The sequence below is a fragment of the Kitasatospora purpeofusca genome, from assembly GCF_036010405.1.
GTDB lineage: Bacteria > Actinomycetota > Actinomycetes > Streptomycetales > Streptomycetaceae > Kitasatospora > Kitasatospora purpeofusca.
Map to the genome: position 1 here is coordinate 3,564,472 of NZ_CP108561.1, position 24,994 is coordinate 3,589,465.

The following is a 24,994-nucleotide window of genomic DNA, read 5'->3' on the forward strand; positions in this document are numbered from 1 at the left end:
GATCCTCCCGGCGAACCTCTCCGCGAACCCGGGGCGGCCGGCCCGAAGGCCGACCGCCCCGGGTTCCCGCACGTCCGGGGCCGTCCCGCCCCGCCGCGCCCGGGGGCGGGACGCTACCGTGGGGCCGTGAGTGACGACCCGTCGGCGACGACCGCCGCGCCCAGCACCGGAAGCGACGGCACCGGAAGCGATGGCACCGGAGGCGTTGGCACCGGCAGCACTGACGCCACGACCGGCGGCACCGCCCCGGACGCCTTCGAGGCCAACCGGCGCTACCTCGGCTCCGTCGCCTACCGGATGCTCGGCTCCTTCACCGACGCCGAGGACGTCCTCCAGGAGGCCTGGCTGCGCTGGCGCGCCGCCGACCGCACCGGCGTCGACGACCCCCGCGCCTACCTCACCACCGTCGTCACCCGCCTCTGCTACGACCAGCTCGGCTCCGCCCGGGCCCGCCGCGAGTCCTACTTCGGCGAATGGCTGCCCGAACCGTCCGTCTCCTACCAGAGCGGCCCCGCCTCCCCCGCCGAACTCGCCGAACTCGGCGAATCCGTCTCACTGGCCCTGCTCGCCGTCCTCGAACAGCTCACCCCCGCCGAACGCGCCGCCTTCGTCCTGCACGACGTCTTCGCCGTCGGCTTCGACGAGATCGCCACCTCCCTCGACCGCAGCCCCGACGCCGCCCGCCAGCTCGCCTCCCGCGCCCGCCGCCGGGTCAAGGACGGCGGCCGCCGGGCCACCGCCGACCCCGCCGAACACCGGCAGGCCGTCGAGGCGTTCGCCGCCGCCACCGCCCGCGGCGACATCGAGGGCCTGCTCGCCGTCCTCGACCCCGAGGTGGTCTGGCACTCCGACGGCGGCGGCCTCGTCACCGCCGGCGCCCGCCCGGTGTTCGGCGCGGACAAGGTCGCCCGGCTCGTCGCCGGCATGGTCGCCAAGTGGGGCACCCCCGACACCGTCATCGAGTTCGCCCTGGTCAACGGCGAACCCGGCCTGGTCTGGTACCAGCAGCCGGGCCTGGTCGGCGGCGTGGTCGGCTTCACCGTCGCCGACGGCCGGATCACCTCGGCCTACACCGTGGTCAACCCGGAGAAGCTCACCCACCTCAACCCCGCCGACACCCCTCCGGCGATGTGACGCAGGTCACCGTCATACTCCGACCGGCCGCGTCGTCCCCCTTCCGAACACGCGGAGAGCGCTCCCCGGCCACCCCGGGGGCGCCGCGACCGGACGCCGCCGACGGCGCCACGAAGGAGCGGGACGACATGACCGAGAAGCAGATCGTCGTACTGGGTGCCGGCTACGCGGGCCTCGCCGCCACCACCCGCGCCGGCAAGCGCGGCCAGGTCACCCTGATCGCCCCCGAGCAGCGGATCCTGCACCGCGTCCGGCAGCACGAGACCGCCGCCGGGCACCCCGAGCACCGGCCCGCCGTCGCCGAGGTGCTGCGCGGACGCGCCGTCCGCCACATCGCGGCCCGCGCCACCGGCATCGACCTCGACGGCCGCAAGATCGTCCTCGACAACGGCGAGGTCGTCGCCTACGACACCCTCGTCCACGCCCTCGGCAGCCGCACCGCCTGGCACGGCGTCCCCGGCGCCGCCGAACACGCCTACGCCGCCGAACGCGCCGCCGGGATCGCCGAACGGCTGCGCACCGCCGACCGCCCCGGCACCGTCGCCGTGGTCGGCGGCGGCGCCACCGGCATCGAACTGGCCGCCGAACTCGCCGAGGCCCACCCCCGCTGGACCGTGCGGATCGTCGCCGCCGGCCAGGTCGGCGGCTGGTTCTCGGCCAAGGGCCGGGGCCACGTCCACCGGGTGCTGCGCGGGCTCGGCGTCGCGATCCACGAGCACACCACCGTCACCGCCGTCGACACCGAGGGCCTCACCACCGCCGACGGCCGGATCCCCGCCGACCTGGTCGTCTGGGCCGCCTCGATGGAACCGCACCCGCTCGCCGCCGAGGCCGGCCTCGCCGTCACCCCGGCGGGCCGGGCGATCGTCGACGACCACCTGCGGTCGGTCTCGCACCCCGAGGTGTACGTGATCGGCGACGCCGCCGAGGTCACCGTCCCCGGCACCGGCACCCTGCGGATGGGCTGCGCCACCGCCCTGCCGCAGGGCCAGTACCTCGGCAAGGTGCTCGCCGGGCGCACCGACAAGCCGTTCGCCTTCCGCTACGTCGTGCAGTGCCTGAGCCTCGGCCGGCGGGACGGGCTGGTCCAGCTGATCCACGGCGACGACTCGATGCGGCCCGCCGTGCTCACCGGCCGGACCGGGCGGCTGGTCAAGGCCGCGATCCTCAAGAGCGTCGTCATGTCGCTGCGCTGAAGCACGCACGAGGGGCCCGGGACGCGCATTGCGTCCCGGGCCCCTCACGGTGGAGAGCAAGCGGCCGGATCCTCCCCGGCCGCCCCTCCCCCGGTTACTTCTTCTCGCCCTTGGGGGTCTCGGCGTCCGTGGACAGCGCGGCGATGAAGGCCTCCTGCGGGACCTCGACCCGGCCGACCATCTTCATCCGCTTCTTGCCCTCCTTCTGCTTCTCCAGCAGCTTCCGCTTACGGGAGATGTCACCGCCGTAGCACTTGGCGAGGACGTCCTTGCGGATGGCGCGGACGGTCTCGCGGGCGATCACCCGGGAGCCGATCGCGGCCTGGATCGGCACCTCGAACTGCTGGCGCGGGATCAGCTTCTGCAGCTTGCCGGCCATCATCACGCCGTAGCCGTAGGCCTTGTCCTTGTGCACGATCGCGGAGAACGCGTCCACCGCGTCGCCGTGCAGCAGGATGTCGACCTTGACCAGGTCGGCGGTCTGCTCGCCGATGGGCTCGTAGTCGAGCGAGGCGTAACCGCGGGTCTTGGACTTCAGCTGGTCGAAGAAGTCGAAGACGATCTCCGCGAGCGGGAGGGTGTAGCGCAGCTCGACCCGGTCCTCGGACAGGTAGTCCATGCCCTGGAGGTTGCCGCGGCGGGACTGGCACAGCTCCATGATCGCGCCGACGAACTCGTTCGGCGCCAGGATGGTGCCGCGCACGACCGGCTCGTACACCTCGGCGATCTTGCCGACCGGGAACTCGCTCGGGTTGGTGACGGTGTGCTCGGTGCCGTCCTCCATGTTCACCCGGTAGACCACGTTCGGGGCGGTGGAGATGAGGTCGAGGTTGAACTCGCGCTCCAGGCGCTCCCGGATGATCTCCAGGTGCAGCAGGCCGAGGAAGCCGCAGCGGTAGCCGAAGCCGAGCGCGACCGAGGTCTCCGGCTCGTACACCAGCGCCGCGTCGTTCAGCCGCAGCTTGTCCAGGGCGTCGCGCAGCAGCGGGTAGTCCGAGCCGTCCAGCGGGTACAGGCCGGAGAACACCATCGGACGCGGGTCCTTGTAGCCGCCGAGCGGCACGGTGGCGCCCTTGTGCATCGACGTGATGGTGTCACCGACCTTGGACTGCCGGACGTCCTTCACACCGGTGATGATGTAGCCCACCTCACCGACGCCCAGGCCGTCGGAGACCTTCGGCTCCGGCGAGATGACGCCGATCTCCAGCAGCTCGTGGGTGGCGCCGGTGGACATCATCGCGATGCGCTCGCGCTTGGTCAGCTGGCCGTCCACCACACGGACGTAGGTGACCACGCCGCGGTAGGAGTCGTACACCGAGTCGAAGATCATCGCGCGGGCCGGGGCGTCCTTGACGCCGACCGGGGCCGGGACGGTGTTGACGATGTGGTCCAGCAGGTCCTCGACACCGAGACCGGTCTTGGCGCTGACCTGGAGCACGTCGGACGGGTCGCAGCCGATGATGTGGGCGATCTCCGCGGCGTACTTCTCCGGCTGCGCGGCCGGCAGGTCGATCTTGTTCAGCACCGGGACGATGGTGAGGTCGTTCTCCAGCGCCAGGTACAGGTTGGCGAGGGTCTGCGCCTCGATGCCCTGGGCCGCGTCGACCACCAGGACGGTGCCCTCGCAGGCCGCGAGGGAACGCGACACCTCGTACGTGAAGTCCACGTGGCCCGGGGTGTCGATCATGTTGAGGATGTGCGTGTTCCCGGCGTGGGGACCGGTCCTCGGCGCCCACGGGAGACGGACGGCCTGCGACTTGATCGTGATGCCGCGCTCGCGCTCGATGTCCATGCGGTCGAGGTACTGGGCGCGCATCTGCCGCGGGTCGACCACACCGGTGATCTGCAGCATCCGGTCGGCGAGGGTCGACTTGCCGTGGTCGATGTGGGCGATGATGCAGAAGTTGCGGATCAGCGCCGGGTCGGTACGGCTGGGCTCTGGCACATTGCTGGGGGTCGCGGGCACCTTGGTCCGATTCTCCGTTGGTCCGGGGGCCGGGGGTGTCCGGATCATCGCTGACCGGCTTCCCGGGCGACCGGACGGTCGTCCGATCGAGATAGTTCCTCCCATCTTCCCACCTCCCGCGGGCGGACCGCGCGCCACCCGTCCGCTTCGGGCCGCCCGGGGGCCCGCGGGGGCCGTGCCGCAGGGTCGGGACGGCGGGGCAGGGTGGCAAGGTGGCAGGGCGGGGCGGCAGGGCAGGATGGCGGGCCATGATCCTCGAAAGCGCCCTGCTCGACGTCCTGCCCGGCCGGGAGGAGGAGTTCCTCGCCGCCTTCACCGGGGCACGCCCGCTGATCGCCGGGCAGCCCGGCTTCCGCTCGCTGGCCCTGCGCCGCTGCCTGGACGAGGGGCGCGGCTCCCGGTTCCTGCTCCAGGTGGAGTGGGAGAACCTCACCGACCACACCGAGGGCTTCCGCCGCTCCCCCGAGTACCAGCGGTGGCGCGCGCTGCTGCACCACTTCTACCGGCCGTTCCCCGAGGTCGAGCACTACGGCGAGCCGCTCCTGCGGGCCTGACCGGCGCGCTCGCCCTGGTGGCCGCCGGACGCCCACGGGCCCCGCCCGGTTTGGGCCGGACCCGCCACCCCTGGTAGCGTTGGCCGCTGCACCTGGCCCCGGCATGCCCTCTCAGCTGACCCGAGCGCCGCTGGTGCAGCCCTCCCGGCCTCCGGCCGGGGGACCCCAGATCCGATTTCACAGACTGAGGCACTTTCGTGGCGAACATCAAGTCCCAGATCAAGCGCAACAAGACCAACGAGAAGGCGCGCCTGCGCAACAAGGCCGTCAAGTCCTCGCTGAAGACCGCCCTGCGCAAGGCCCGTGAGGCCGCTGCCGCCGGCGAGACCGAGAAGGCCGCCGTGCTGGCCCGCGCCGCCTCCAAGGCGCTGGACAAGGCCGTGAGCAAGGGCGTCATCCACGCCAACCAGGCCGCCAACAAGAAGTCGGCCATCACCAAGCGCGTCAACACCGCCGTCCAGGCCTGACGCCCCCGGGGCCGCACGACGGCCCCACCCCTCGGGACGCCCGGCCCTCTACCCGGAACCCCCGAGGCGCACAACAGACTTCGCACCGCACGCGGCCTGCGTTCGCCACGCGGGTGCGGTGCACAGGGATTGACCGGAAGTACCTGCCCGCAGGACCTCCCACCACTGCCCGCCCGGTACACACCGGGCGGGCAGTCGGCGTTTCCGGGCCGTTCCGGGGCGAGGCCGTTCCGGGGTGGGGCCGGGCGGGGGCTCGGGCAGCCGGGCGGGGGCGGGAACCGGGGCGGCCCGGCGGCCGTCGCTTTCCTCGAACGGTCGCCGGGCCCGGCCGATAGGGTCGGGTCTCCGGCACCCACGTCGCAGGCCCGAGGGAGGCACACATTGGGGACACCGCCGCCGCCGTCATCACCTTCACCGGCACCGTCACCGCCGCCGCAGAACGGACCCGGCTTCGCCGGCTTCCCGCAGCAGCCGCCGGCGCCCAGCAGCCCGCCCGGCTTCGGGCCGCCGCCCGGCCTCCCCAGCGCGCCCGGCGCACCGGGTGCCCCTGGCGTTCCCACGGTGCCCGGCTCGGCCGCGGTGGCCGGCGCCCCCGCACCGGACGGCCGCCGGAGCGGCGGACTGCGGCGCAACGCGACCTGGGCGTTCGTCGGTGCGATCCTCGCCTCCGCCGTCTGGACCGGCACCGTGCTCGCGGTGCCCGGCCTCGTCGACGACGGTTCCGGGGCGCAGAGCCTCCGCGGCTACCACGCGGTCGACCGGATCTGCGACGCCGGCAAGCTCACCGCGTTCCGCGGCAAGTACAAGATGGTGGACAACTACCCGCTGGAACACGTCGGCCGCACCGACACCATGGACGTGATGCGCTGCTACGCGCTGATGAAGCGCACCCCGTCCGACAGCGAGACCACCGACTACGCCACCCTCGACATCCGGGCCGAACTGCACCGGGCCGTCGACTCCGCACCGGAGTTCGCCGCCCTGCGGCAGTACTTCGAGCAGCAGAAGTACGAGATCACCCCCGTGCCGGGCCTCGGCGAGGAGGCCTACCTCGCCTACGGTGACGAACCGACCAGCTCGGACAAGACCTTCCTCGACATCAACTACTACCTGCAGATCCGGGACGGCGGCATGACGTACTCGCTGTACTGGACCGACAACTACCAGGTCGGCAAGAACCACACCCTGGACCGGGAGACCGTGCGCAAGGCCATGCTCGACGACACCCGGGACATGCTCAAGGCGATCGGCGGCCCGTAGCCCGGGGCGGGCTCAGTACGAGGGCTGCCGGGAACCGGCCCTGGCGGCCCTCGCCACGGCGACCACGGCGCGCTCCAGGGCGAAGGCCGGGTCGTCGGAGCCGCCCTTGACGGCGGCGTCCGCCTGCGCGATCGCCGTCAGCGCCACGGCCACGCCGTCGCCCGTCCAGCCGCGCATCTGCTGGCGGACCCGCTCCACCTTCCACGGCGGCATGCCCAGCTCACGGGCGAGGTCCCCCGGGCGCATGTTCCGCCCGGCCGTCGCCAGCCGCCCGATGCTCCGCACGCCGGACGCCAGGGCGTAGGTGATGCCGGTCGGCGGCTGGCCGACCGCCAGGGCCCAGCGCAGGCGCTCCAGCGCCTCGGCGGCCCGGCCGGTGACCGCCAGGTCCGCGACCTCGAAGCCGGTGGCCTCGGCCCGGCCGCTGTAGTAGCGGGCCACCACGGTCTCGTCGATGGTGCCCTCGACGTCGGAGGTCAGCTGGCTGCAGGCGGCCGCCAGCTCGCGCAGATCGCTGCCGAGCGCGTCCAGCAGGGCCTGGCAGGCCTCCTGCGTCGCCGAGCGGCCGAGGGTGCGGAACTCGCCCTTGACGAAGGTCAGCCGCTCGCCCGCCTTGGCGAGCTTGGCGCAGGCCACCTCGCGGCCGCCCGCCTTGCGGCCCGCGTCCAGCAGGCCCTTGCCCTTGGCTCCGCCCGCGTGCACCAGGATCATGATCACTTCTTCGACGGGGGCCTCGATGTACGCCTTGACCTCCTTCACGGAGTCGGCGGAGAGGTCCTGCGCGGCCCTGACCACGATGACCTTGCGCTCGGCGAAGAGCGAGGGGGTCGTGAGCTCGGCCAGGCTGCCGGGCTGCAGGCCCCCGGGCGGGAGGTCCCGCACATCGGTGTCCGGGTCGGCGGCCCTCGCCGCAGCCACCACCTGGGCCACCGCGCGGTCCAGCAGCAGCTCCTCCTGACCGACCGCGAGGGTCAGCGGGGCGAGCAGGTCGTCGGGTGCACTCTTCCTGGCCATCGCCTACCAGCATCCCACGGGGCACGGACAGCTCCGGCCGCCCTGGAGAATGGACGGGTGACCGAAGACCCCACCACCGAGCCCCTTGCCGAGCCCGTGGCCGAGCCCGTGGCCGAGCCCGTGGCCGAGCCCTCCGTCGAGCCGGCCGCCGGCCTGCCGGACGACGTCGACCCGCACGCCCGGCAGCTGCTCGTCCTGCCCGACCGCGACGCCGCCGAGGAGGCCGCCGAGGACCTCGGCGCGGACCACCCCGACCTCGGCGAGCCGGAGATCGTCCGGGACGCCCTCGCGGGGGAGGACGACGCCGAGGACGCCCAGTGGCTGGTGGTCGTGGAACCCCCCGAGCACGGCTGGACCCCGGCCCTCCTCCACGCCCTCGACACCGTCGCCGCCTCCCACGACGGCTGGCGCGAGCAGCACTGACCCGCCCCTCGTGCGAGGTCGCGTGGGAAGTCGGACGGGCCGACTTCCCACGTAAGGCGCTGGGTGCCTTCGGTTCGTCGACCGGTCCGGTTCGTCCCTCCCGCCCCCGACAGCCTGCTTGAGGTGACAGAAGCGATGGACGGCGCCTCGTGCGGTTCGCGCTACAGCAAGATCGAAGAGGACCTTGTGGTCCTCGGCGAGTCCTTCGGGCTCGGTGAGATCCGGGCGTGCGACTTCCTGCCCAACGGCCTCATGAACGGCAACTGGCGGCTGGAGACAGCCGCAGGTGCGTTCGCGCTGAAGCGGATCATGGACGTGCCGCTGCCGCTCGCCCGCCGGAATCTGGCGGTCCTGGCGGAGCTGGCAGACGTCGGAGTCCCGGTCGGGCGGCCAATGGCGACCTCTTCCGGGGACACCGTGGCGGAGGTGGCAGGCCGCGGCTACTGCCTGATCCCCTGGCTGGAGGGCGGCCACCGGCCCGGGACAGAACTCACGCTGGACCAGGCGAGGGGCCTCGGTGTCCTGCTCGGCCGGATCCACCGGAACCTGAACGACGAGCGAACCACCCAGAGGCTGTCGCACGGCTTCCCCCGTCCGCGAGTCAAGAGCGCGATTTCGTGGTGCCGACAAGGAGTTTGCTGAGGTTGTGGACGGTGCCGAGGAGCTTGATCTCGGTGTCGACAGCTCGGCGTCCGCGGTAGTTGAGGTGTCGGCCGAACCGCTGGAAGAGCTGGGCGAAGCCAGGCTCGACGAGAGCGCTGCGCTGGCGGTACCGGGCCCGGCCGGCCGGGGTCGCCAGGCGGTCGGCCATGGGTTGTTGGCCGGCGGGGGCGGTCTGGCGCTTCGCGGGGAAGCCTGCCTGGTCAGCCTCGCTGGTGACCGAGACCAGCAGCGGCAGGTCGGCGAGCTCCTCGAAGGAGGCGGCGCTGGCGTATCCGCTGTCCGCGAGCCAGAGCAGGATGTCGCCCGCCAGACCTGCCGCGCGCTGGTTCTCCTGGGTCTTCCTGACCATCGGGATCAGTGCGGTGCGGTCCGAGGGGTTGTCGTGGAGGTCGATGGCCAGCAGGATCTGGCGGCGCGCGCAGACGATCTGCAGGTTGTATCCCTGCAGGTAGCCGCCGTGCTTGCCCAGTTGTAGCCGTGAGTCCGGATCGCTCAGGCTGGCGACGGCGGTCGGGGAGGGCATCGGCTCGGGGCTGCTTGCCCGCTCCAGGTGAGCGAGGGCCTTCGCCAGTCGGGCCCGCTGCCGGACCAGGACCGTCTTGTTCTCCATGGGCACGGGCGGTCGACCGTTGGCGGCCCGGCGCCCTGCCTCCCGGTCGGCCTCGGTCCGTGCTTGGTACTTCCTCAGTTTCTCCTGATGGGCCGCAGTCTCCGCGGTCAACCGCTCCTCCGCGCGGGCCACGATGCGTTCGGCTGCCTGAACCTTGATCCTTATCTCGTTGGCGGACGGCAGGGCGCGTTGGTGGAGCCGGTCCCGGGCCGTGCGAGCCCTGGCGAGCAGGTCACACAGGCGTGACATCCTCGGCCAGTCGTCACGCTGGGGCTCGTCGTCGGCGTCCGTAGCGTCGCGGGTCTCGACGCGCCGGGCATGGTCGCGCGCGTCGTCCATGAGCGCGCTGATCTCGTCCTCGCACCGGGCGATGACGGTCTCGAGACGCGGCAACTGCTTGTTGGAGTCACGGGACGCGTTCGCGTCCATCGGCGAGCCATCCACCGCGACCGCCGACAGATCGACCAGCCCACGACTGCCACACAGGGCCAGCACCTGCACGAACAGCCGGGTCAGCGCGTCGCGGTGACGCTGGACGAACCGTGCGACGGTGGAATGGTCCACGGCGCGGTTCGCGGTGATGATCCGGCAGCCCAGATCGTCCCAGCAGGCCCGTTCGATGCCGCGCGAGGAGCGTATGCCCTTGCTGTAGCAGTAGAAGATCAGCGCCACCAAGGCGGCTGGCGGGTAGGCGACGCCGCCCTGCCCGTCGGCACGATAGCCGCCCTCGAAGGCCGAGAGGTCGAGCCCTTCGACCACCTCAAGCACTCTCCAACACAAGTGCCCTGGCGGCAGCCACTCCCGGGCACTCTTCGGCATCTCAAGATCACGTTCGCGGTCGCACAGCAGGAAGTTCCGCCCCACCGATCCAGACTCCAACGTCCCCACGACGACTTGAACCGAACATCGAATCGCTCTTGACTCGCGGACGGGGGAAGCCGTGCGACAGCCTCCCCACCTGCTGCCGCAGGGATCGAAACCCGTGGCCGCCCCGGTGACTGCCCCGAGTGCGGCGCGCGCCGAGGCGAACCGCTTCCTCGCGCTGATCGCCACGCTGGAGAGCCCGACCGCGTTCGACGCCGAGGCGGCCCGGGCGCTACGCAGGCGCAAGGTGCTGCTCGACAGGCACGGCAGCGAACGCCCCGCCGCCGAAGTGGCGGTCGGTCCGGTGGGCTGGACGCACGGTGACGTGCAGCACCGCAACGTGCTGTGGCTCGACGGCCGGATCGCCGGGGTGATCGACTGGGACCGCATCCGCGTGCGCCCGTTGGGTGAGGAGGTCGCCCGCACCGCCACCGTGCAGTTCGGCGGCGAGAACGGCTTCCTCGACCTGGAGCGGACGGCCGCGTTCGTGGCCGGCTACCGGTCGGTGGTGCCGATCCCGGTGGCGGCCCTCGCGGACGCGGTGGAGCGACTGTGGTGGAAGCGCATGTCGGACTACTGGCAGCTGGTCTTCCACTACGACCGCGACGACCACTCCTGCGACCATCTCTTCCTGCCCGCCGAGCGATTCCTGATCTGGTGGACCGGGCGACGTGAGGACGTGCAGGCGGCGTTCGCGGCGATGCCGTGACACCGTGCCGGCCAACACGGCGGCGAGGGCTTCGGCGACCTGTTCCATGCAGTCGGGGCCAGGATCTGCGGCACCTTGAGACCGATCTTCTGTCTCCTGATCCCGGCCTGCCCGGTTCATCAGCGCCTTCTTCGGGGGTTGGTGCTTGCCACGGCTGGCGCGCACAGCACTGACCCGCCCCTCGTGCGAGGTCGCGTGGGAAGTCGGACGGGCCGACTTCCCACGCGAGGCGCCCGATGGTCCCGGTTCGTCCGACCTCCCCGGTCCGGCCCTCCCGTTGCGCTCCGGGCCCCGCCCGGAGCGCAACGGCATTCTCTCCTCCGTCCACGCCCCCGCCCGGACAACACCTGCCGCTCCCGCCCCGGCAGCCTGCCCTCGCCGGGCCCGAGCGCACCGCTCGGGCCCGGCGAGAAGAATCGTTTCTGCCGGGCCCGCCCCCGCCCCTCCTCCCCAACCCCAACCCCCCAATTTCCCACCCCCACTCACGGGGTCGGGGAGGAAGGCAGCAGCGGGGGTCACCCGGGCGGCGCGCGGGGCCCGTGGCCCCCGCGCGCCGCCGACGCGACGCCGGGCTCGGCCGCCCGACTGGCCCGGGCCCCGGACCGACCGTGACCGGGGCGCTCCCCGCGCGGGTGGACGGAGGCACCGAGATCACCCGGCCCCGCACCGGTCACCGCGATGTCGCCCACCCGGTCCGTGCGCAGCACGGTGGCTCCCAGAGCCCGCAGCCGGTCCACCGTCCGCGGCGACGGATGGCCGTACGGGTTTCCCTCCCCACAGGAGATCAGAGCCAGCCGAGGGCTCAACACCTCGGTCAGCGACCAGTCCTGATAGGCCGAGCCATGATGCGCCACCTTCAGCACGTCCACCTCGTTCTCCTTCCCGGCCGCCCTCAGCCGGCTCAGCAACGCCTCCTGGGCCGGCGGCTCCAGATCGCCCAGCAGGGCGAAACGCAGACCTCCCGCCACCGCCACCCGCAGCACGACACTCGCGTTGTTCGGACCCGACACCACCGAGGACTCCTCTCCCTCCGGCCACAGCACCTCCCACGAGACCCTCGGCCCCGCCGACCGCCGCTCACCAGGAGCGGCCCGCACCAACGGGACCCCGGCCCGCGCCACCCACGCCGCCACTCGGGCGGCCTCGCCCGGTGGATCGTCCACCGCCGTACCCTCCACCGCCCCGACCCTCCGGCCGCGCAGCACCCCCGGCAGGCCCTCGACGTGATCCGCGTGGAAATGTGTCGCCAGGAATAGCGGCACCCGGTCGATCCCGAGATCACGCAGACAGCGGTCGGCCTCCCGCGGATCCGGCCCCGCGTCCACCACCACGGCGCTGTCCGGCGGCCCCCCGCCCTCGGGCGGCACCGGCAGCACCACCATGTCGCCCTGCCCCACGTCGCACATGACCAGCCGCCAGTCGGGCGGCGGCCAGCCGGTCGCGATCCGGGCCAGTGGCGGCGGCCTCAGCAGCACGGTCAGCAGGACCAGCAGCAGGGCTCCCGTCACCACCGGGCGGATCCAGCCGCGTGGGGAGCGCCATCGGCGGGGCCCGGTGGAGCGCCCGGGCAGCAGCAACGGAACCGTCCAGCACAGTGCGGCCGTGCCGACGGCGAGGCTCACCGTGCCGAACCACCCGCCCGGCCAGGACAGTCGGCCGCCCGGCAGTTCGGCGCCGTGCCTGGCCACCGCGGCCAGCCAGCCGGTCGGCACCGCGGCGGGCTCGGCGAGGATCCGGGCCAGCGCCGGCGAGACCGGGTCGGCGATCAGGACCGCGAACCCGAGCAGGGTCGCCGGGGCCACCGCCAGTTCGGCCAGCAGATTGCACGGGATCCCGACGAGGCTGACGTGTCCGGAGAGGAGCACCGTCACCGGTGCGCAGAGCGCTTGGGCCGCGGCCGCGGCTCCGACCGCGCCCGCGAGATGCCGGGGCCAGCCCCGCGCCCGGAGGGCGTCCGCCCAACGCGGGCCGAGCACCAGCAGCCCGGCCGTGGCGAGCACCGACAGCAGGAAGCCGAAGGAGCGTGCCAGGTAGGGGTCGAGGAGGATCAGCAGCAGGGCCGTGCCGGCCAGCGCGGGCACCGCCCGGCGCGGACGGCCGGTGGCCAGCGCCAGCAGCCCGATCAGCCCGGTGCCCGCCGCTCTGAGCACGCTCGGCTCGGGGCGGCAGATCGTGACGAAGGCCAGTGTCACGGCCGCCCCCACCAGCGCCGTGGTGCGCAGCGGAATCCCGAGCAGGGCGGCAAGTCCGCGCCGCTCGGCAGTGCCGGCACGCCCCGGGGCGCCGATCAGCACGCCGAGCACGATCGCGAGGTTGGCCCCGCTGACCGCCACCAGGTGGGCCAGATCGGTGTCCCGGAACGCCTCCCGGAGCTCGTCCGGCAGCCGGGAGGTGTCGCCCACGACCAGGCCCGGGAGCAGCCCGCGCTCGTCCGGCGGCAGACCGTCGGTGGCGGAGCGCAGTCCTGCCCGGAGCCGTCCGGCGATCCGCTGCGGGAGGCTCGGCGGAGCCGACGCGCGGGGCTCGCCGTGTGCGATCAGCAGGGCCGCCGACCCGTGGTCGCCCTCCCCCGGTGGCCGGACGGTCACCTCGGCCACCAGCCGGGCCGACGGCAGGAGGGGCTCCCAGGCGGCTACGTCCTCGCCGCGCACCAGGACGGTGACGGGTGTGCGGGTCCGGACGGTGCGCGGGCCCGGCTCGCCCCGCAGCCGGCCGTCGGGGACGGTGACGCGGTCCACGACCGCCTCCACGGTGAGCAGACTCTGCCCGGCACCGGATCCGCCACTGCGGGAGACCCTGACCCGCGGGTCCCCGGTGACGGTGAGGTCGACGCCCACCTCCGGGGCCGGGTCGCCGGTCCGGGCCAGTTCGGGCAGCGGTCCGCGGCGCAGATCGGCGGTGTGAAGGAGGGTGGCGGCTGCGGCGGCGGCCGCGGTGAGCAGGACGACCCCCGCGGTCACGGCGACGGAGCGGCCCCGGGTCGAACCGGTGGACGTCCGGATCCCGAGGACGAAAAGGGTCAGGCCCAGAACTGCCGCCGCGCCCGCCGCCATGGCGAGGGCCGCGCCGTGGCCGGACCCCGGCCCGAGAACGCCGGCCGTCACCGCCCAGGCGGCACCTGCGGGCAGCAGCAGTCGAAGGTCACCCGGCCGTGGTCCGGTGGAGGAGCCGGTGCCCGGCTCCGTGCCGGGGGTGGGGGCGAGGGCGGTGGCGATGACGACACCTCCTTTCGTCGGAGCGAAGAGAACGGAGCGGAGCTGAGAGCGGGGGAACAGGACGGAAAGGGGAGCCTGCCGCACGACCGCAGCGAACGACCTCGGTGAACGACCTCGGCGAACGATCTCGGCGAACGCCCCGTCAGAGGGTGAGCAGCGGCCGGAGTTCCGCGTAGATGCGCTCGCCCACCCCGCTCACCTGGCGGAGTTGGTCGAGCGAACGGAAGGCACCGCCGTGGGAGGCACGGAAGGCGATGATGCGCTGGGCGAGGGTCGGGCCGACGCCGGGGAGCGTGTCGAGTTGTTCGAGGGTCGCGCGATTCAGGCTGACCGGCTGCTTCGACGGCCCGGCCGGGGGCGGTCCCGGGCCCGCTCCTGCGGCCGGCTGGGGGCTGGGCTCGCCGACGAGGATCTGTTCGCCGTCCGCCAGGACGCGGGCCAGGTTGAGGTTCCTGGTGTCCGCCCCCGGCAGCGGTCCGCCCGCCACCCGCAGCGCGTCCGCCACTCTGGAACCGTTCGGCAGGGTGTGGACGCCCGGGGTGGCGACCCGGCCGCCGATGTCGACCACCACGACGGCGGGAGCCCCGCCGCCGGTGCCGCCTCCCGGGGGCCCGGGCCCGTCGCCGGGCGGACCCGCGCCCGGGCTCCCGGTCGGCGCCACCGGGCCGACGGCGACCGTCGGCACCTCGACCGGTTGCGGCCGCGCTAGCCAGAAGTGCTGGACGCCGTAGCCGACGGCGAGCAGCAGGAGGACGAGCAGGCCGACCGCCGCCCGGCGTTCGAGCGCCAGCGGATGCCCCGGCGGCAACGGCGGCCCCGGCGGCACCTCGCCCACCGCGCCCACCGCGCCCACCGCCGGGCCCAAAGAGCCGGAGGAACCCGAGGAACCCGAGGAGCCCGGTTCACCGCCCTCGGACGCCGGGCCCGGCACCGCACCCCTGGCACCGCCGTCGTCGGACGGCCTGCCCGGCACACTCTCGGACGCCCCCTCGGAGGCACCACCCTGCGGACTGCCGTGCGGACTGCCCTGCGGGCCACCGCGCGGACCGCCGTCGCCCCGCCCCGGCGGGGACGCCGTGTACACCGAGGGCTCGGTGTCCGGCAGCTCGGCCGCCCCCGGCAGCAGGGCCGCCATCCGCAGGCGGGCGGTCTCGTGGGCCCGACGGATCTCGTGGCGCTTGCGTGCGCCGATGCGCAGGTTCGTCATGCGGAGCACGGTAGGAACCGGCCGAGCAGCGCGCGGACTTTACCGAAATCCTGTGGACAACCCCGGGGTTGTGGACAGCCGAGCACACCCCGAGGAGTGAAGTGGGCCGACCGGCGTTGACATTCCCCCGGCAGACCTCACCGGGGTGAGACCACCACCGCCAGCAGCCCCGGTCCGACATGCGCGCCGATCACCGCGCCCACCTCGGCCACGTACAGTTCGCGCAGCCCCGGGATCCGCCCCCGCAGCCGCTCCGCCAGCGGCTCGGCCCGCTCCTCCGCCGCCAGGTGGTGGACGGCGATGTCGACCTCCCGCTCCCCCGCCCGCTCGACCGCGATCTCCTCCAGCCGGGCGATCGCCCGGGACGCCGTGCGCACCTTCTCCAGCGGCTCGATCCGCCCGCCGGCCAGGTGCAGCAGCGGCTTCACCGCCAGCGCCGAGCCGAGCAGCGCCCGCGCGGCGCCGATCCGCCCGCCCCGGCGCAGGTACTCCAGGGTGTCGACGTAGAAGAAGCCGCTGGTCCCGGCGGTCCGGCGCACCACGGCCGCCGCCGCCTCGTCGAGCTGCTGCCCGGCCTCGATCGCCTCGGCCGCCGCCAGCACCCCGTACCCGAGCGCCATGCCGACCAGCTGGCTGTCCACCACCCGCACCGGGACGGGCGACTCGGCGGCCGCCAGCCGGGCCGCCGCCACCGTCCCGGACAGCTCGCCGGAGATGTGGACCGAGAGGATGCCGCGCGCGCCGCTCTCGGCCGCCGCCCGGTAGGCGGCGGCGAAGGCCTCCGGGTTGGGTCGCGAGGTGGTCACCCGGTGCTTGCCCCGCAGCGCCTCGGCCACGTCCTTCGGGGCGATCTCGACGCCCTCCGCGCGCACCTCGTCGCCGACCGCGACGCTCAGCGGGACGATGGTGATCCGGTGCCGGTCGACGGCCTGCTGGGGCAGGTAGGCGGTGGAGTCGGTGACAAGTGCGAGGTCGGCGGGCATGAGGCGGAGGTTACTCCCAGCTCGGGCCGGTCGGCAGTATCCGGAGGCCGCTCAACCGGCCGAGGGGCCGGTGGTCGGCTTCCGCAGCCGCTGCGCCAGCTTGGCGACCGGGTCGGCGAGGCCGAGGAGCTCCTCGGCGCTGGGCCGCCCGCCCCGTCCGTCCGTGAGTCCGCGCCGGGCGCCACCGGCCTCCCGAGCCGCACCAGCACCAGCACCAGCACCAGCCGAGTCACCCGAAGCCGAAGCCGAAGCCCCGGGAGCCGTAGCCGAAGCGGAAGCCCCCGGCGCCGTAGCCGTGCCCGCACCCGAGGCCCCCGACACGGTGTCCCAGTGCCGCAGCGCCCCCGCCTCGTCCTCGCACTCCCGGCTCAGCCGCCCCAGCTCGTCGGCCGCGAACCGGTGCATCCGGTCCTGCGCCGCCCACCGCATGGTCTCCGCCGAGTGCGTGATCCGGTCCGCCCGCTCCCGCAGCTCGGGCAGCTTCGCCGCGACCCGCCCGGCGTCCGGTTCGCGCTCCAGCATCCGCAGTTCGCCGTCCAGCTCCGCCGCGTGGGCGTCCAGCCGGCCCAGCAGCGCGAGCGCCTCGCCGAGCTGGCCGTCCTGGCCGACAGCGCCCTCCAGGACCCGCCGGGTGCCGTCCAGCGAGGTCCGCAGTCCGAGGCGGACGGCGGAGATCTGCCCCTGCGGACCGGTCTGGGTGTAGGACTTCGCCTTGAGCGTGACGTTCTCCACGGCCCGTCGGGCCTTGGCCTCCTGGCGTTCCACCTTCTCGCCGACCGCCCGGGCCGCCTTGACCAGGCCGATGACGACGAGCACCACCACCCCGAGCCCGAGGAGCAGGGCGACTCCGAGCAACACCCCGAGAATCTCCATCACACGCCGCCTTCCGCCAGCCGAACCGGCCCCCACCGGGCCCAACGCGGGCCGGCCCACCGAGGGTTCCACCGTAGCCCCGGGACCGGCCGGGCGGGCCACCGTTCGGGGGTGCCGGGCCCGAGTTCAGGGAAAGGTTCAGGGACGCATCGGGGGGAACCCCGAGTCCCGAACCCCCACCGACCCCCCGTATACCTGCGGAGACCCCCCGGAGGCCCCCGGAACGCCGCAGGGCGGGCGCCCCGAAGGAACGCCCGCCCCGGCGGAACAGACCGGCCTCAGCCGGTGACGATGTTGACCAGCTTCGGCGCCCGCGCGATCACCTTGCGCACCTCGGCCCCGCCGATCGCCGCGACGACCGCCGGGTCGGCCAGCGCCAGCGCCTCCAGCTCGGCGTCCGAGATCGACGGAGCGACCTCCAGCCGGGCCTTGACCTTGCCCTTGATCTGGACGACGCAGGTCACCGACTCGTCGACGACGTACGCCGGGTCGGCCACCGGGTAGTCGGTGTGCGCCAGCGAGTCGCCGTGGCCCAGCCGGCGCCACAGCTCCTCGGCGATGTGCGGGGCCAGCGGCGCGACCATCAGCACCACCTGCTCGGCCACCGAACGCGGCGTGGAGCCGCGCTTGACCAGGTAGTTGTTCAGCTCGATCGCCTTGGCCACCGCGGTGTTGAAGCGCAGCCCGGCCATGTCGGCGCGGACGCCGTCGACGGCCTTGTGCAGGGCGCGCAGGGTCGCCTCGTCCGGCTCCTCGTCCGTCACGACCAGTTCGCCGCTGGTCTCGGAGACGATGTTGCGCCACAGCCGCTGCAGGAAGCGGTAGGAGCCGACGACGGCGCGGGTGTCCCACGGACGGGAGACGTCCAGCGGGCCCATCGACATCTCGTACAGGCGCAGCGTGTCGGCACCGTACTCGTCGGCGATCTCGTCGGGGGCGACGGCGTTCTTCAGGGACTTGCCCATCTTGCCGGCCTCGCGCTTGACCGGCTCGCCCTGCCAGAAGTACTGGCCGTCGCGCTCCTCGATCTCGGCGGCGGGCACCGGGAAGCCGCGCTCGTCGCGGTAGACGTCGGCGGTGATCATGCCCTGGTTGAACAGCTTGTGGAACGGCTCGACGGAGGAGACGTGCCCCAGGTCGTGCAGCACCTTGTGCCAGAAGCGGGCGTACAGCAGGTGCAGCACGGCGTGCTCGGCACCGCCGACGTACAGGTCGGCCCCGCCGCCGGGCTTCTGCTCGGTGGGGCCCAGCCAGTACTGCTCGTTGGCGGGGTCGACGACCTGCTCGCGGTTGGACGGGTCGATGTAGCGCAGCTCGTACCAGCAGGAGCCGGCCCAGTTGGGCATGGTGTTGGTCTCGCGGCGGTACGTCTTCACGCCGTCGCCCAGGTCCAGTTCGACGTTGACCCAGTCCTCGTTGCGGGACAGCGGGGTCTTCGGCGTGGAGGTGGAGTCGAACGGGTCGTAGGTGTGCGGCGAGTAGTCGTCGACCTGCGGGACCTCGACGGGCAGCATCGACTCGGGCAGCGCGTGCATGACGCCGTCCTCGTCGTAGACGATCGGGAAGGGCTCGCCCCAGTACCGCTGGCGGCTGAACAGCCAGTCGCGCAGGCGGTAGTTGACGGTGCCCTCGCCGATGCCGCGGGCGGTCAGCCAGGCGGTGACGGCGGCCTTGGCGTCGACGACGCCCAGGCCGTTCAGCGAGATGCCGTCCTCGGTGCCCTCGGTGTGGGCCGAGTTGACGATGACGGAGTCGTAGGTGTCGAAGGCGTCGTCCCAGCCGGCCGGGTCCTCGTCGCGCCCGTCGGTGGGCTCGACGACGCAGCGCATCGGCAGGTCGAAGGCGCGCGCGAAGGCGAAGTCGCGGTGGTCGTGGGCGGGGACGGCCATGATGGCGCCGGTGCCGTAGCCCATCAGCACGTAGTCGGCGATGAAGACCGGGACGGGCTCGCCGCTGACGGGGTTGACGGCGTGGGCGCCGGTGAAGACGCCGGTCTTGACCTTGGCCTCGACCTGGCGCTCGACGTCGGACTTGGCGGCTGCGGCGGCGCGGTAGGCGGTGACGGCCTCGGCGGGGGTGGCGGCGCCGCCGGTCCACGCCTCGGGGGTGCCCTCGGGCCAGGCGGCGGGCACGATGGTGTCGACCAGGTCGTGCTCGGGGGCCAGCACCATGTAGGTGGCGCCGAACAGGGTGTCGGGGCGGGTGGTGAAGACGGTGATCTTCCGCTCGCCGACGGCGAAGTCGACCCGGGCGCCCTCGGAGCGGCCGATCCAGTTGCGCTGCTGCAGCTTGATCGCCTCGGGCCAGTCCAGCAGGTCCAGGTCGGAGATCAGCCGGTCGGAGTAGGCGGTGATCCGCATCATCCACTGGCGCAGGTTGGACTTGAAGACGGGGAAGTTGCCGCGCTCGGAGCGACCGTCGGCGGTGACCTCCTCGTTGGACAGCACGGTGCCCAGGCCGGGGCACCAGTTGACCGGCACCTCCTTGGCGTAGGCCAGCCGGTACTCGCCCAGCACCTCCTCGCGCTCGGCGCCGCTCAGCGCGGCCCAGTCGCGGCCGCCGGGGACCTCACGGGTGCCGTCGGCGAACGCGGCGACCAGCTCGGCGATCGGGCGGGCCCGGTGGGCCTGCTCGTCGTACCAGGAGTTGAAGATCTGCAGGAAGATCCACTGCGTCCAGCGGTAGTACTCCGGGTCGATCGTGGCGATCGAGCGGCGCGGGTCGTGGCCCAGGCCCAGCCGGCGCAGCTGGTGGCGCATGTTGGCGATGTTCGCCTCGGTGGACACCCGCGGGTGGGTGCCGGTCTGCACGGCGTACTGCTCGGCCGGCAGGCCGAACGAGTCGTAGCCCAGGGTGTGCAGCACGTTGAAGCCGTTCATCCGCTGGTAGCGGGCGAACACGTCGGTGGCGATGTAACCCAGCGGGTGGCCGACGTGCAGGCCCGCACCCGACGGGTACGGGAACATGTCCATGATGAAGCTGTGCGGCTTCGCGGCGACGTCGGCGGCGGCGGGATCGGCGAGGTCGCCGGCCGGGTTGGGGGCGTGGAACGTGCCCTCCTTCTCCCAGATGTCCTGCCAGCGGGACTCGATCTCGGCTGCCAGGGCAGCGCTGTACCGGAACGGCGCGGTCGCGGTGTCGGCCGCGCCGGACGCAGGGGTCGTCTCGCTCATGGTCCTTAAAGCTCCATCGATGTCAGTTGGCGAACCGGCGTCCAGGGCCGGCGACGGGGCGGGGTGTCCGGACCGGGGCCCGGACGCTGCCGGGCGGTGAGCCGGGCGGAAAACAAAAAAGCCCCTCGCAGGAGGGGGTGCCACGCCGACTCCGGCTCCGCCCTGGGGCGTGGCCGGTCCTGGTCAGCGCGGCCGACTAAGGAGCAGGCACGCGGTTCGCATGGGCTCAGGGTACCGCAAGGGGTCGGGCGCCTCCGGGGGAGACCGCGGGCGCGCCCGTCAGACGCCGGTCCCCGCCGGCACCTCCAGCACGGCACCCTCCGGCCCGGCGAACGCAGCCACCGCGGCCTCCCCCACCGCCGACTCCGACTCCGACTCCGCCGAGCGGAACTCCGCGTCGATCCCGCGCAACGCCCGCGCCACCCGCTCCGACTGCATCCCGGCGGCGAGCGCCCGCGCCCGGTCCGCCGTCCGCACCGCCTCGGCGGCCGCACCGGCCAGCCGCTGCGACTCGGCCAGCCGCACCATCAGCAGTGCCCGCGCCCTGGCCCGCCCCGGTCCGAGCGCCGCCACCGCCCCCGTCAGCAGCTCCTGGGCCCGCCGGTGCTCGCCGAGGAACAGGTGCCCCTCCCCCACCATCCCGGCAAGATCCCCCCACGCCTCCCCGCCGACCGCCCCCTCGGCCTCCCCGTCCAGCTCCGCGAACGCCCGCCCCGCCGCCTCCGCCAGCCCGGCGGCGTCCCCGCGCCGCCCGTGCGCGCGGGCGATCCGGCCGAGCTGCAGCGCCCGGTCGGCCGGCCCGAGCGCGTCACCGGCCGCCGCCACGGCCTCGGCCAGCACCGTGACCGCGTCCTGCCCCCGCCCGCCCGCGCTCCCGGTGGCCAGCACGACGAGGCCGCCGAGCACGGCCACCCCGGCCCGCCGCTCGCCGCTGAGGTGGGCGGCGCGCAGCGCTGCCGCGAACGCCCGCTGGGCGGTGGCGTCGTGGCCGAGGTCGTACGCGGCCCAGGCGGCGAGGCCGGCGAGGCGGCCGGCCGCGCCGTAGAGTGTCCGGCCGAGCGGTTCGTCGTAGGCGCCGAGCTCCAACAGCTTGGTGACCATGGCCAGTTCGGCCCGGGCGGGGCCGAGGACGAGTCCGCCGCCGCAGGACCGTTCCAGCCGCTGCTTGCTGCGGTGGGCGGCGGAGAGCTCGCCGACCAGCGCGGGGTCGACACGCAGCGCGCCGTCGCCGCCGAGGGCCGGGGGCGGGGTGGTGAGCCGACGGGCGGCCTCGGCGAGGTCGGCGCCGCGGAAGAGGTCGGTGAGGCGGACGGGTCCGGCGTCGGCGGCGGTCTCGCGCAGCGCGGTCTGGGCGGTGTCGGCCGTCCACGGGTCGGTCAGCAGGCGCGGGGAGAGGATCTTGGCGCCGCGGTGGCCGCCCATCCGGCCCCAGAGCTGCTCGTAGGTGACGGCGATGCCGAGGGTGCGGCTGAACACCTCGCAGACGGCCTGGTCGTGGGGGCTGCGCGGGACCATGCCCCGGTCGCGCCACTTGTAGGGGGCGGTGGAGCTGATCGCGAGCCGGGCCGGGAGGGTGAGGTTGACCTCGCGGGCGAGCCGTTCCGGGCTCCAGCCCAGCTGGTGGAGTATCCGGGCGAGTTCCTCGTTGCGTCTGCGCTCCAGATCGGCCATGGCTCCGACGGTAGCGGTCCGCCGGGGGCCGTCGTCGGGGGGTCGCCGAAAACCGGTCGCCGCACCGGGCCGCAGGTCCCGAACGGGTTCCGGACGCCGACAGCACCGACAAGGACCCGCCGGCGCTCCGGGAACGCCGACAACGCCGAAGGCCGCCCCCCGTTTCCGGGAGACGGCCTTCGATTCCTGTGGAGCTACGGGGAATTGAACCCCGGACCTCTTGCATGCCATGCAAGCGCTCTACCAACTGAGCTACAGCCCCTCGACCTGCGATGTCACCGGGGGTTTCGTTCCGTTTCCCTCGGCGACATCACTTACTTTACACGGTCCGGGGGGTGCTCCACGAATCCGTTCCCGCGGGGCCCGCGCGGACGCCCGCGCCGGCGCGACCCGAGCCCCGTACGGACGCCCGCCCTACCCCTGCCCCCGGCGCTCCGCCCGCCGCTCCTCCCGCCCCGCCCGGACGGCGAGGCCCGCGGCGAGCGCGACGACCCCGCCGATGGCGACCGAGGTCACCAGCAGCGCGTGCCCGGCCCCCCGGGCGGACGTCGGCACGTCCACCGCGCCGAGGAACACCGAGCCGAGCAGCGCGATCCCGAGCACCTGGCCGAGCTGGACGGCGGTGACCACCAGCCCGCTGGCGTCCGCCGCGTCGGCGGGGGCCACCCGGGCGAGCGCCCGGCCGAACAGCGGCGCGTAGGCGCAGCCCGCGAGCAGCCCCAGGACGGCGGTCAGCAGCAGCGGCGCCGCGCCGACCCCGGACCCGTCGCCCAGCAGCCGGCCGAGCAGCAGGTAGCCGACGGCGAGCAGTCCGGTGCCGAGGGGCGGCAGGACGCCGTGCAGCCGCCGGGGCAGCCGCTGCCAGTACAGGCTGGCGGCGCCGAAGCCGACCGCGATCGGCGCGGAGCAGAGCCCGGCCCGCAGGGCGCTGTGGCCGAGACCGGCCTGCTGGTGCAGGGCGAAGGAGAACATGAAGCCCGCGAAGGCCAGCATGATCATGAGCAGCGCGCCGACGGCCGGCAGCAGACCGGCCGCGCCGAGGACGCGCCCGTTGATCAGCGGCTGCCCGCCGCGCCGCGCGATCCTCCGCTCGACGACCGCGAACAGGGCGAACATCAGCGCGCTCGCGCCGAGCATCACCCAGCCCCAGAGCGGCCAGCCGAGTTCGTGGCCGAGCACCAGCGGGACCACCAGCAGGCCGAGGGCGGCGCCGAGCACCAGCAGACCGGGCAGGTCGAAGCCGCGCTCCCGGTCGCCGGGCAGGTCGGGCAGCAGCCGGGCCCCGGCGGCGAGCAGCACCAGGCCGATCGGCAGGTTCACCAGGAAGACCGGGCGCCAGCCGGAGCCGAACAGGTCCGCGCTGACCAGCAGGCCGCCGAGCACCTGGCCGGCCGCGATGCCGCCGGCCAGCACGGCCGAGTAGAGGCCGAGGGCCCGGATCCGGGCCCGGCCGGTGAAGGTCCGCTGGATGATGCTCATCACCTGGGGCACCATCAGGGCCGCCCCGGCGCCCTGGAGCAGCCGGAAGCCGATCAGCCAGCCGGTGGCGGGGGCGAGCCCGCAGGCCAGCGAGGCGGCGGTGAAGACGGCCAGGCCGGACTGGAAGAGCCGGCTGTAGCCGTACCGGGCGCCGAGCCGGGCGCCGGTGATCAGCAGCACGGCGTAGGCGATGGTGTAGCCGGCCACCACGAACTGGAGGGCCGCGCCGGAGGCGTGCAGGTCGGTGCGGACGGTCGGCACGGCGACGTTGACGATGGCGGTGTCGAGCACGGCCATGAACTGGCCGCCGAGGACGAGCGCGAGCAGCAGTCCGGGCCTGGCGACAGGGGCCGCGGCGGTCCCGGCACCGGCCGCCCCGGTCGGCGGGGCGGTCCGGACCGGGCCGCGTCGGGTCTGGAGATCGGTCATGGATCGAGCCTCGCCGGATCCTGGTACCAGTGGTTAGAGCCTGCGGATCCTGGTACTGGCAGCACCTGTTGCGCCCCACCGGGCTGCGGCACCATGGCGGGTATGACCGTCGTGGACACCCCCGGCACCGTCCCGCCCGCCCCCGGCCCGCCCACCCCGCGCGACCGGCGGCGCACCGAGCTGGCCGAGTACCTGCGCGCCTGCCGCGCCCGGGTCTCCCCCGACGACGTCGGCCTGCCGCCCGGCCTGCGCCGCCGCACCCCGGGGCTGCGCCGCGAGGAGGTCGCCCAGCTCGCCGGCGTCGGGGTGACCTGGTACACGTGGTTGGAGCAGGGGCGTCCCATCAACGCCAGCGCGCAGGTGCTGACGGCGGTGGCCCGGGTGCTGCTGCTGGACGCGACCGGGCGCGAGCACCTGTTCCGGCTGGCCGGGGTGGCGGTCCGCCCGTCGGCGCACCCGGACCCGCCGGTGCTGGACCCGTCGACCCAGGTGATCCTGGACGCGCTGGCGCCGCTGCCGGCCGCCGTCTCCAACAGCCGGTTCGACGTCCTGGCCTGGAACTCCGCCTACGAGGCGCTGTTCGCCACGAGCCGGCCCCGCACGGGCGACGGCTGGTTCAACAGCCTCTGGTGCACGGTCACCAGCCCGGAGTGCTGCAATCCCTTCCTGAACCGGGCCGAGCAGCTGCCGCAGATGGTCGCGGTGCTGCGCGGCGCGTACGGCAAGCACGTCGGGGAGCCGCGCTGGGAGGAGTACGTGCGGTCGCTGCTGCGGGCGAGCGCCGAGTTCCGGGAGCTGTGGGCCAGGCAGGAGGTGTCGACGCGGCGGACGGCGCTGAAGGTGTTCCGGCACCCGCAGGCGGGGGTGATGCGGCTGAACGCGACGTACCTGACGATTCCGGGGGTGCCGGAGGCGTACGTGGCGGTCTACACGCCGGAGGGGGCCGAGGACCGTGACCGGGTCGAGCGGCTGTCGATGCTGCCCCCGGGCGGCTGGACCGCCCCGTGCGGCCACCGGTTCACCGGGCCCGTCGGCTGATCCGGACCCACCGGCCTACCCACCGCACCGGCCCCACCGGCCGAACCGCCGCCCGGGAACGACCGA

Annotated in this window: 19 protein-coding genes and 1 tRNA gene; 9 read left to right on the forward strand and 11 right to left on the reverse strand. The window is 73.9% G+C overall.

Annotation, left to right across the window (positions count from 1 at the left end; translation table 11 throughout):
• Nucleotides 1-126 precede the first annotated feature (126 nt).
• Together OG715_RS15520 and OG715_RS15525 are read left to right on the forward strand one after the other, a co-directional pair.
• On the forward strand, nucleotides 127-1,134 hold the full coding sequence (locus tag OG715_RS15520; RefSeq protein WP_266269356.1) for a sigma-70 family RNA polymerase sigma factor: 1,008 nt from the start codon (nucleotides 127-129) through the stop codon (nucleotides 1,132-1,134).
• Nucleotides 1,135-1,262: 128 nt separating this feature from the next.
• The gene (locus OG715_RS15525; RefSeq protein WP_266269357.1) at nucleotides 1,263-2,330 is read left to right on the forward strand and encodes an NAD(P)/FAD-dependent oxidoreductase; all 1,068 of its coding nucleotides are present in this window, start codon (nucleotides 1,263-1,265) and stop codon (nucleotides 2,328-2,330) included.
• Nucleotides 2,331-2,424: 94 nt separating this feature from the next.
• Here the strand turns inward: OG715_RS15525 and lepA are convergent, their stop codons facing one another.
• Nucleotides 2,425-4,296, reverse strand: coding sequence for a translation elongation factor 4 (lepA, locus tag OG715_RS15530; RefSeq protein WP_266269358.1), 1,872 nt, complete (start codon nucleotides 4,294-4,296; stop codon nucleotides 2,425-2,427).
• A gap of 248 nt (nucleotides 4,297-4,544) precedes the next feature.
• Here lepA and OG715_RS15535 point away from each other — a divergent pair, with 248 nt between their 5' ends.
• The 3 genes from OG715_RS15535 (at nucleotide 4,545) to OG715_RS15545 (ending at nucleotide 6,577) form a co-directional block, all read left to right on the forward strand.
• Nucleotides 4,545-4,850 (forward strand): antibiotic biosynthesis monooxygenase family protein, encoded by a 306-nt coding sequence (locus tag OG715_RS15535; protein ID WP_266269360.1) that lies wholly within the window; start codon nucleotides 4,545-4,547, stop codon nucleotides 4,848-4,850.
• A 197-nt stretch (nucleotides 4,851-5,047) separates the two neighbouring features.
• The gene (gene rpsT, locus OG715_RS15540) at nucleotides 5,048-5,317 is read left to right on the forward strand and encodes a 30S ribosomal protein S20 (RefSeq protein ID WP_045938443.1); all 270 of its coding nucleotides are present in this window, start codon (nucleotides 5,048-5,050) and stop codon (nucleotides 5,315-5,317) included.
• A 561-nt stretch (nucleotides 5,318-5,878) separates the two neighbouring features.
• Nucleotides 5,879-6,577 (forward strand): hypothetical protein, encoded by a 699-nt coding sequence (locus OG715_RS15545; protein WP_266269361.1) that lies wholly within the window; start codon nucleotides 5,879-5,881, stop codon nucleotides 6,575-6,577.
• A 12-nt stretch (nucleotides 6,578-6,589) separates the two neighbouring features.
• On the opposite strand, the gene holA is transcribed toward OG715_RS15545, so the two are convergent.
• Nucleotides 6,590-7,591, reverse strand: a complete 1,002-nt coding sequence (gene holA / locus OG715_RS15550; RefSeq protein WP_266269362.1) for a DNA polymerase III subunit delta — start codon at nucleotides 7,589-7,591, stop codon at nucleotides 6,590-6,592.
• Nucleotides 7,592-7,777: 186 nt separating this feature from the next.
• On the opposite strand from holA, the gene OG715_RS15555 reads away from it, so the two are divergent.
• Both OG715_RS15555 and OG715_RS15560 read left to right on the forward strand, forming a co-directional pair.
• Complete coding sequence (locus OG715_RS15555; protein WP_407661110.1) at nucleotides 7,778-8,014, forward strand: hypothetical protein; 237 nt, start codon at nucleotides 7,778-7,780, stop codon at nucleotides 8,012-8,014.
• 123 nt (nucleotides 8,015-8,137) lie between these two features.
• The gene (locus OG715_RS15560) at nucleotides 8,138-8,656 is read left to right on the forward strand and encodes a phosphotransferase (protein WP_266269363.1); all 519 of its coding nucleotides are present in this window, start codon (nucleotides 8,138-8,140) and stop codon (nucleotides 8,654-8,656) included.
• On the opposite strand, the gene OG715_RS15565 is transcribed toward OG715_RS15560, so the two are convergent.
• Nucleotides 8,616-10,046, reverse strand: a complete 1,431-nt coding sequence (locus OG715_RS15565) for a transposase (protein WP_327063443.1) — start codon at nucleotides 10,044-10,046, stop codon at nucleotides 8,616-8,618. The two genes, OG715_RS15560 and OG715_RS15565, sit on opposite strands and share 41 nt — an antisense overlap.
• Nucleotides 10,047-10,269: 223 nt before the next feature.
• Here OG715_RS15565 and OG715_RS15570 point away from each other — a divergent pair, with 223 nt between their 5' ends.
• A complete protein-coding gene (locus tag OG715_RS15570; protein ID WP_266269364.1) occupies nucleotides 10,270-10,860 on the forward strand; it encodes a phosphotransferase in 591 nt (196 codons plus the stop codon).
• A gap of 515 nt (nucleotides 10,861-11,375) precedes the next feature.
• Here the strand turns inward: OG715_RS15570 and OG715_RS15575 are convergent.
• From OG715_RS15575 to OG715_RS15610, 8 genes are all read right to left on the reverse strand, one after another.
• Complete coding sequence (locus OG715_RS15575) at nucleotides 11,376-14,159, reverse strand: ComEC/Rec2 family competence protein (protein WP_266269366.1); 2,784 nt, start codon at nucleotides 14,157-14,159, stop codon at nucleotides 11,376-11,378.
• A gap of 58 nt (nucleotides 14,160-14,217) precedes the next feature.
• Complete coding sequence (locus OG715_RS15580) at nucleotides 14,218-15,282, reverse strand: ComEA family DNA-binding protein (RefSeq protein WP_266269367.1); 1,065 nt, start codon at nucleotides 15,280-15,282, stop codon at nucleotides 14,218-14,220.
• A 137-nt stretch (nucleotides 15,283-15,419) separates the two neighbouring features.
• Complete coding sequence (locus OG715_RS15585; RefSeq protein WP_266269368.1) at nucleotides 15,420-16,265, reverse strand: DegV family protein; 846 nt, start codon at nucleotides 16,263-16,265, stop codon at nucleotides 15,420-15,422.
• 51 nt (nucleotides 16,266-16,316) lie between these two features.
• The gene (locus tag OG715_RS15590) at nucleotides 16,317-17,138 is read right to left on the reverse strand and encodes a hypothetical protein (RefSeq protein WP_266269370.1); all 822 of its coding nucleotides are present in this window, start codon (nucleotides 17,136-17,138) and stop codon (nucleotides 16,317-16,319) included.
• A 278-nt stretch (nucleotides 17,139-17,416) separates the two neighbouring features.
• Nucleotides 17,417-20,311: a leucine--tRNA ligase gene (leuS, locus tag OG715_RS15595; protein ID WP_266269371.1), complete on the reverse strand. Its 2,895-nt coding sequence runs from the start codon at nucleotides 20,309-20,311 to the stop codon at nucleotides 17,417-17,419.
• Nucleotides 20,312-20,590: 279 nt separating this feature from the next.
• Nucleotides 20,591-21,982: a hypothetical protein gene (locus OG715_RS15600; RefSeq protein ID WP_266269372.1), complete on the reverse strand. Its 1,392-nt coding sequence runs from the start codon at nucleotides 21,980-21,982 to the stop codon at nucleotides 20,591-20,593.
• A 189-nt stretch (nucleotides 21,983-22,171) separates the two neighbouring features.
• Nucleotides 22,172-22,244 (reverse strand) — tRNA-Ala (locus tag OG715_RS15605).
• Between the two features lie 152 nt (nucleotides 22,245-22,396).
• Nucleotides 22,397-23,890, reverse strand: coding sequence for an MFS transporter (locus OG715_RS15610; RefSeq protein WP_266269373.1), 1,494 nt, complete (start codon nucleotides 23,888-23,890; stop codon nucleotides 22,397-22,399).
• A 102-nt stretch (nucleotides 23,891-23,992) separates the two neighbouring features.
• Between OG715_RS15610 and OG715_RS15615 the strand changes: the two genes are divergently transcribed.
• Nucleotides 23,993-24,928: a helix-turn-helix transcriptional regulator gene (locus OG715_RS15615; protein ID WP_266269374.1), complete on the forward strand. Its 936-nt coding sequence runs from the start codon at nucleotides 23,993-23,995 to the stop codon at nucleotides 24,926-24,928.
• Nucleotides 24,929-24,994 lie beyond the last annotated feature (66 nt).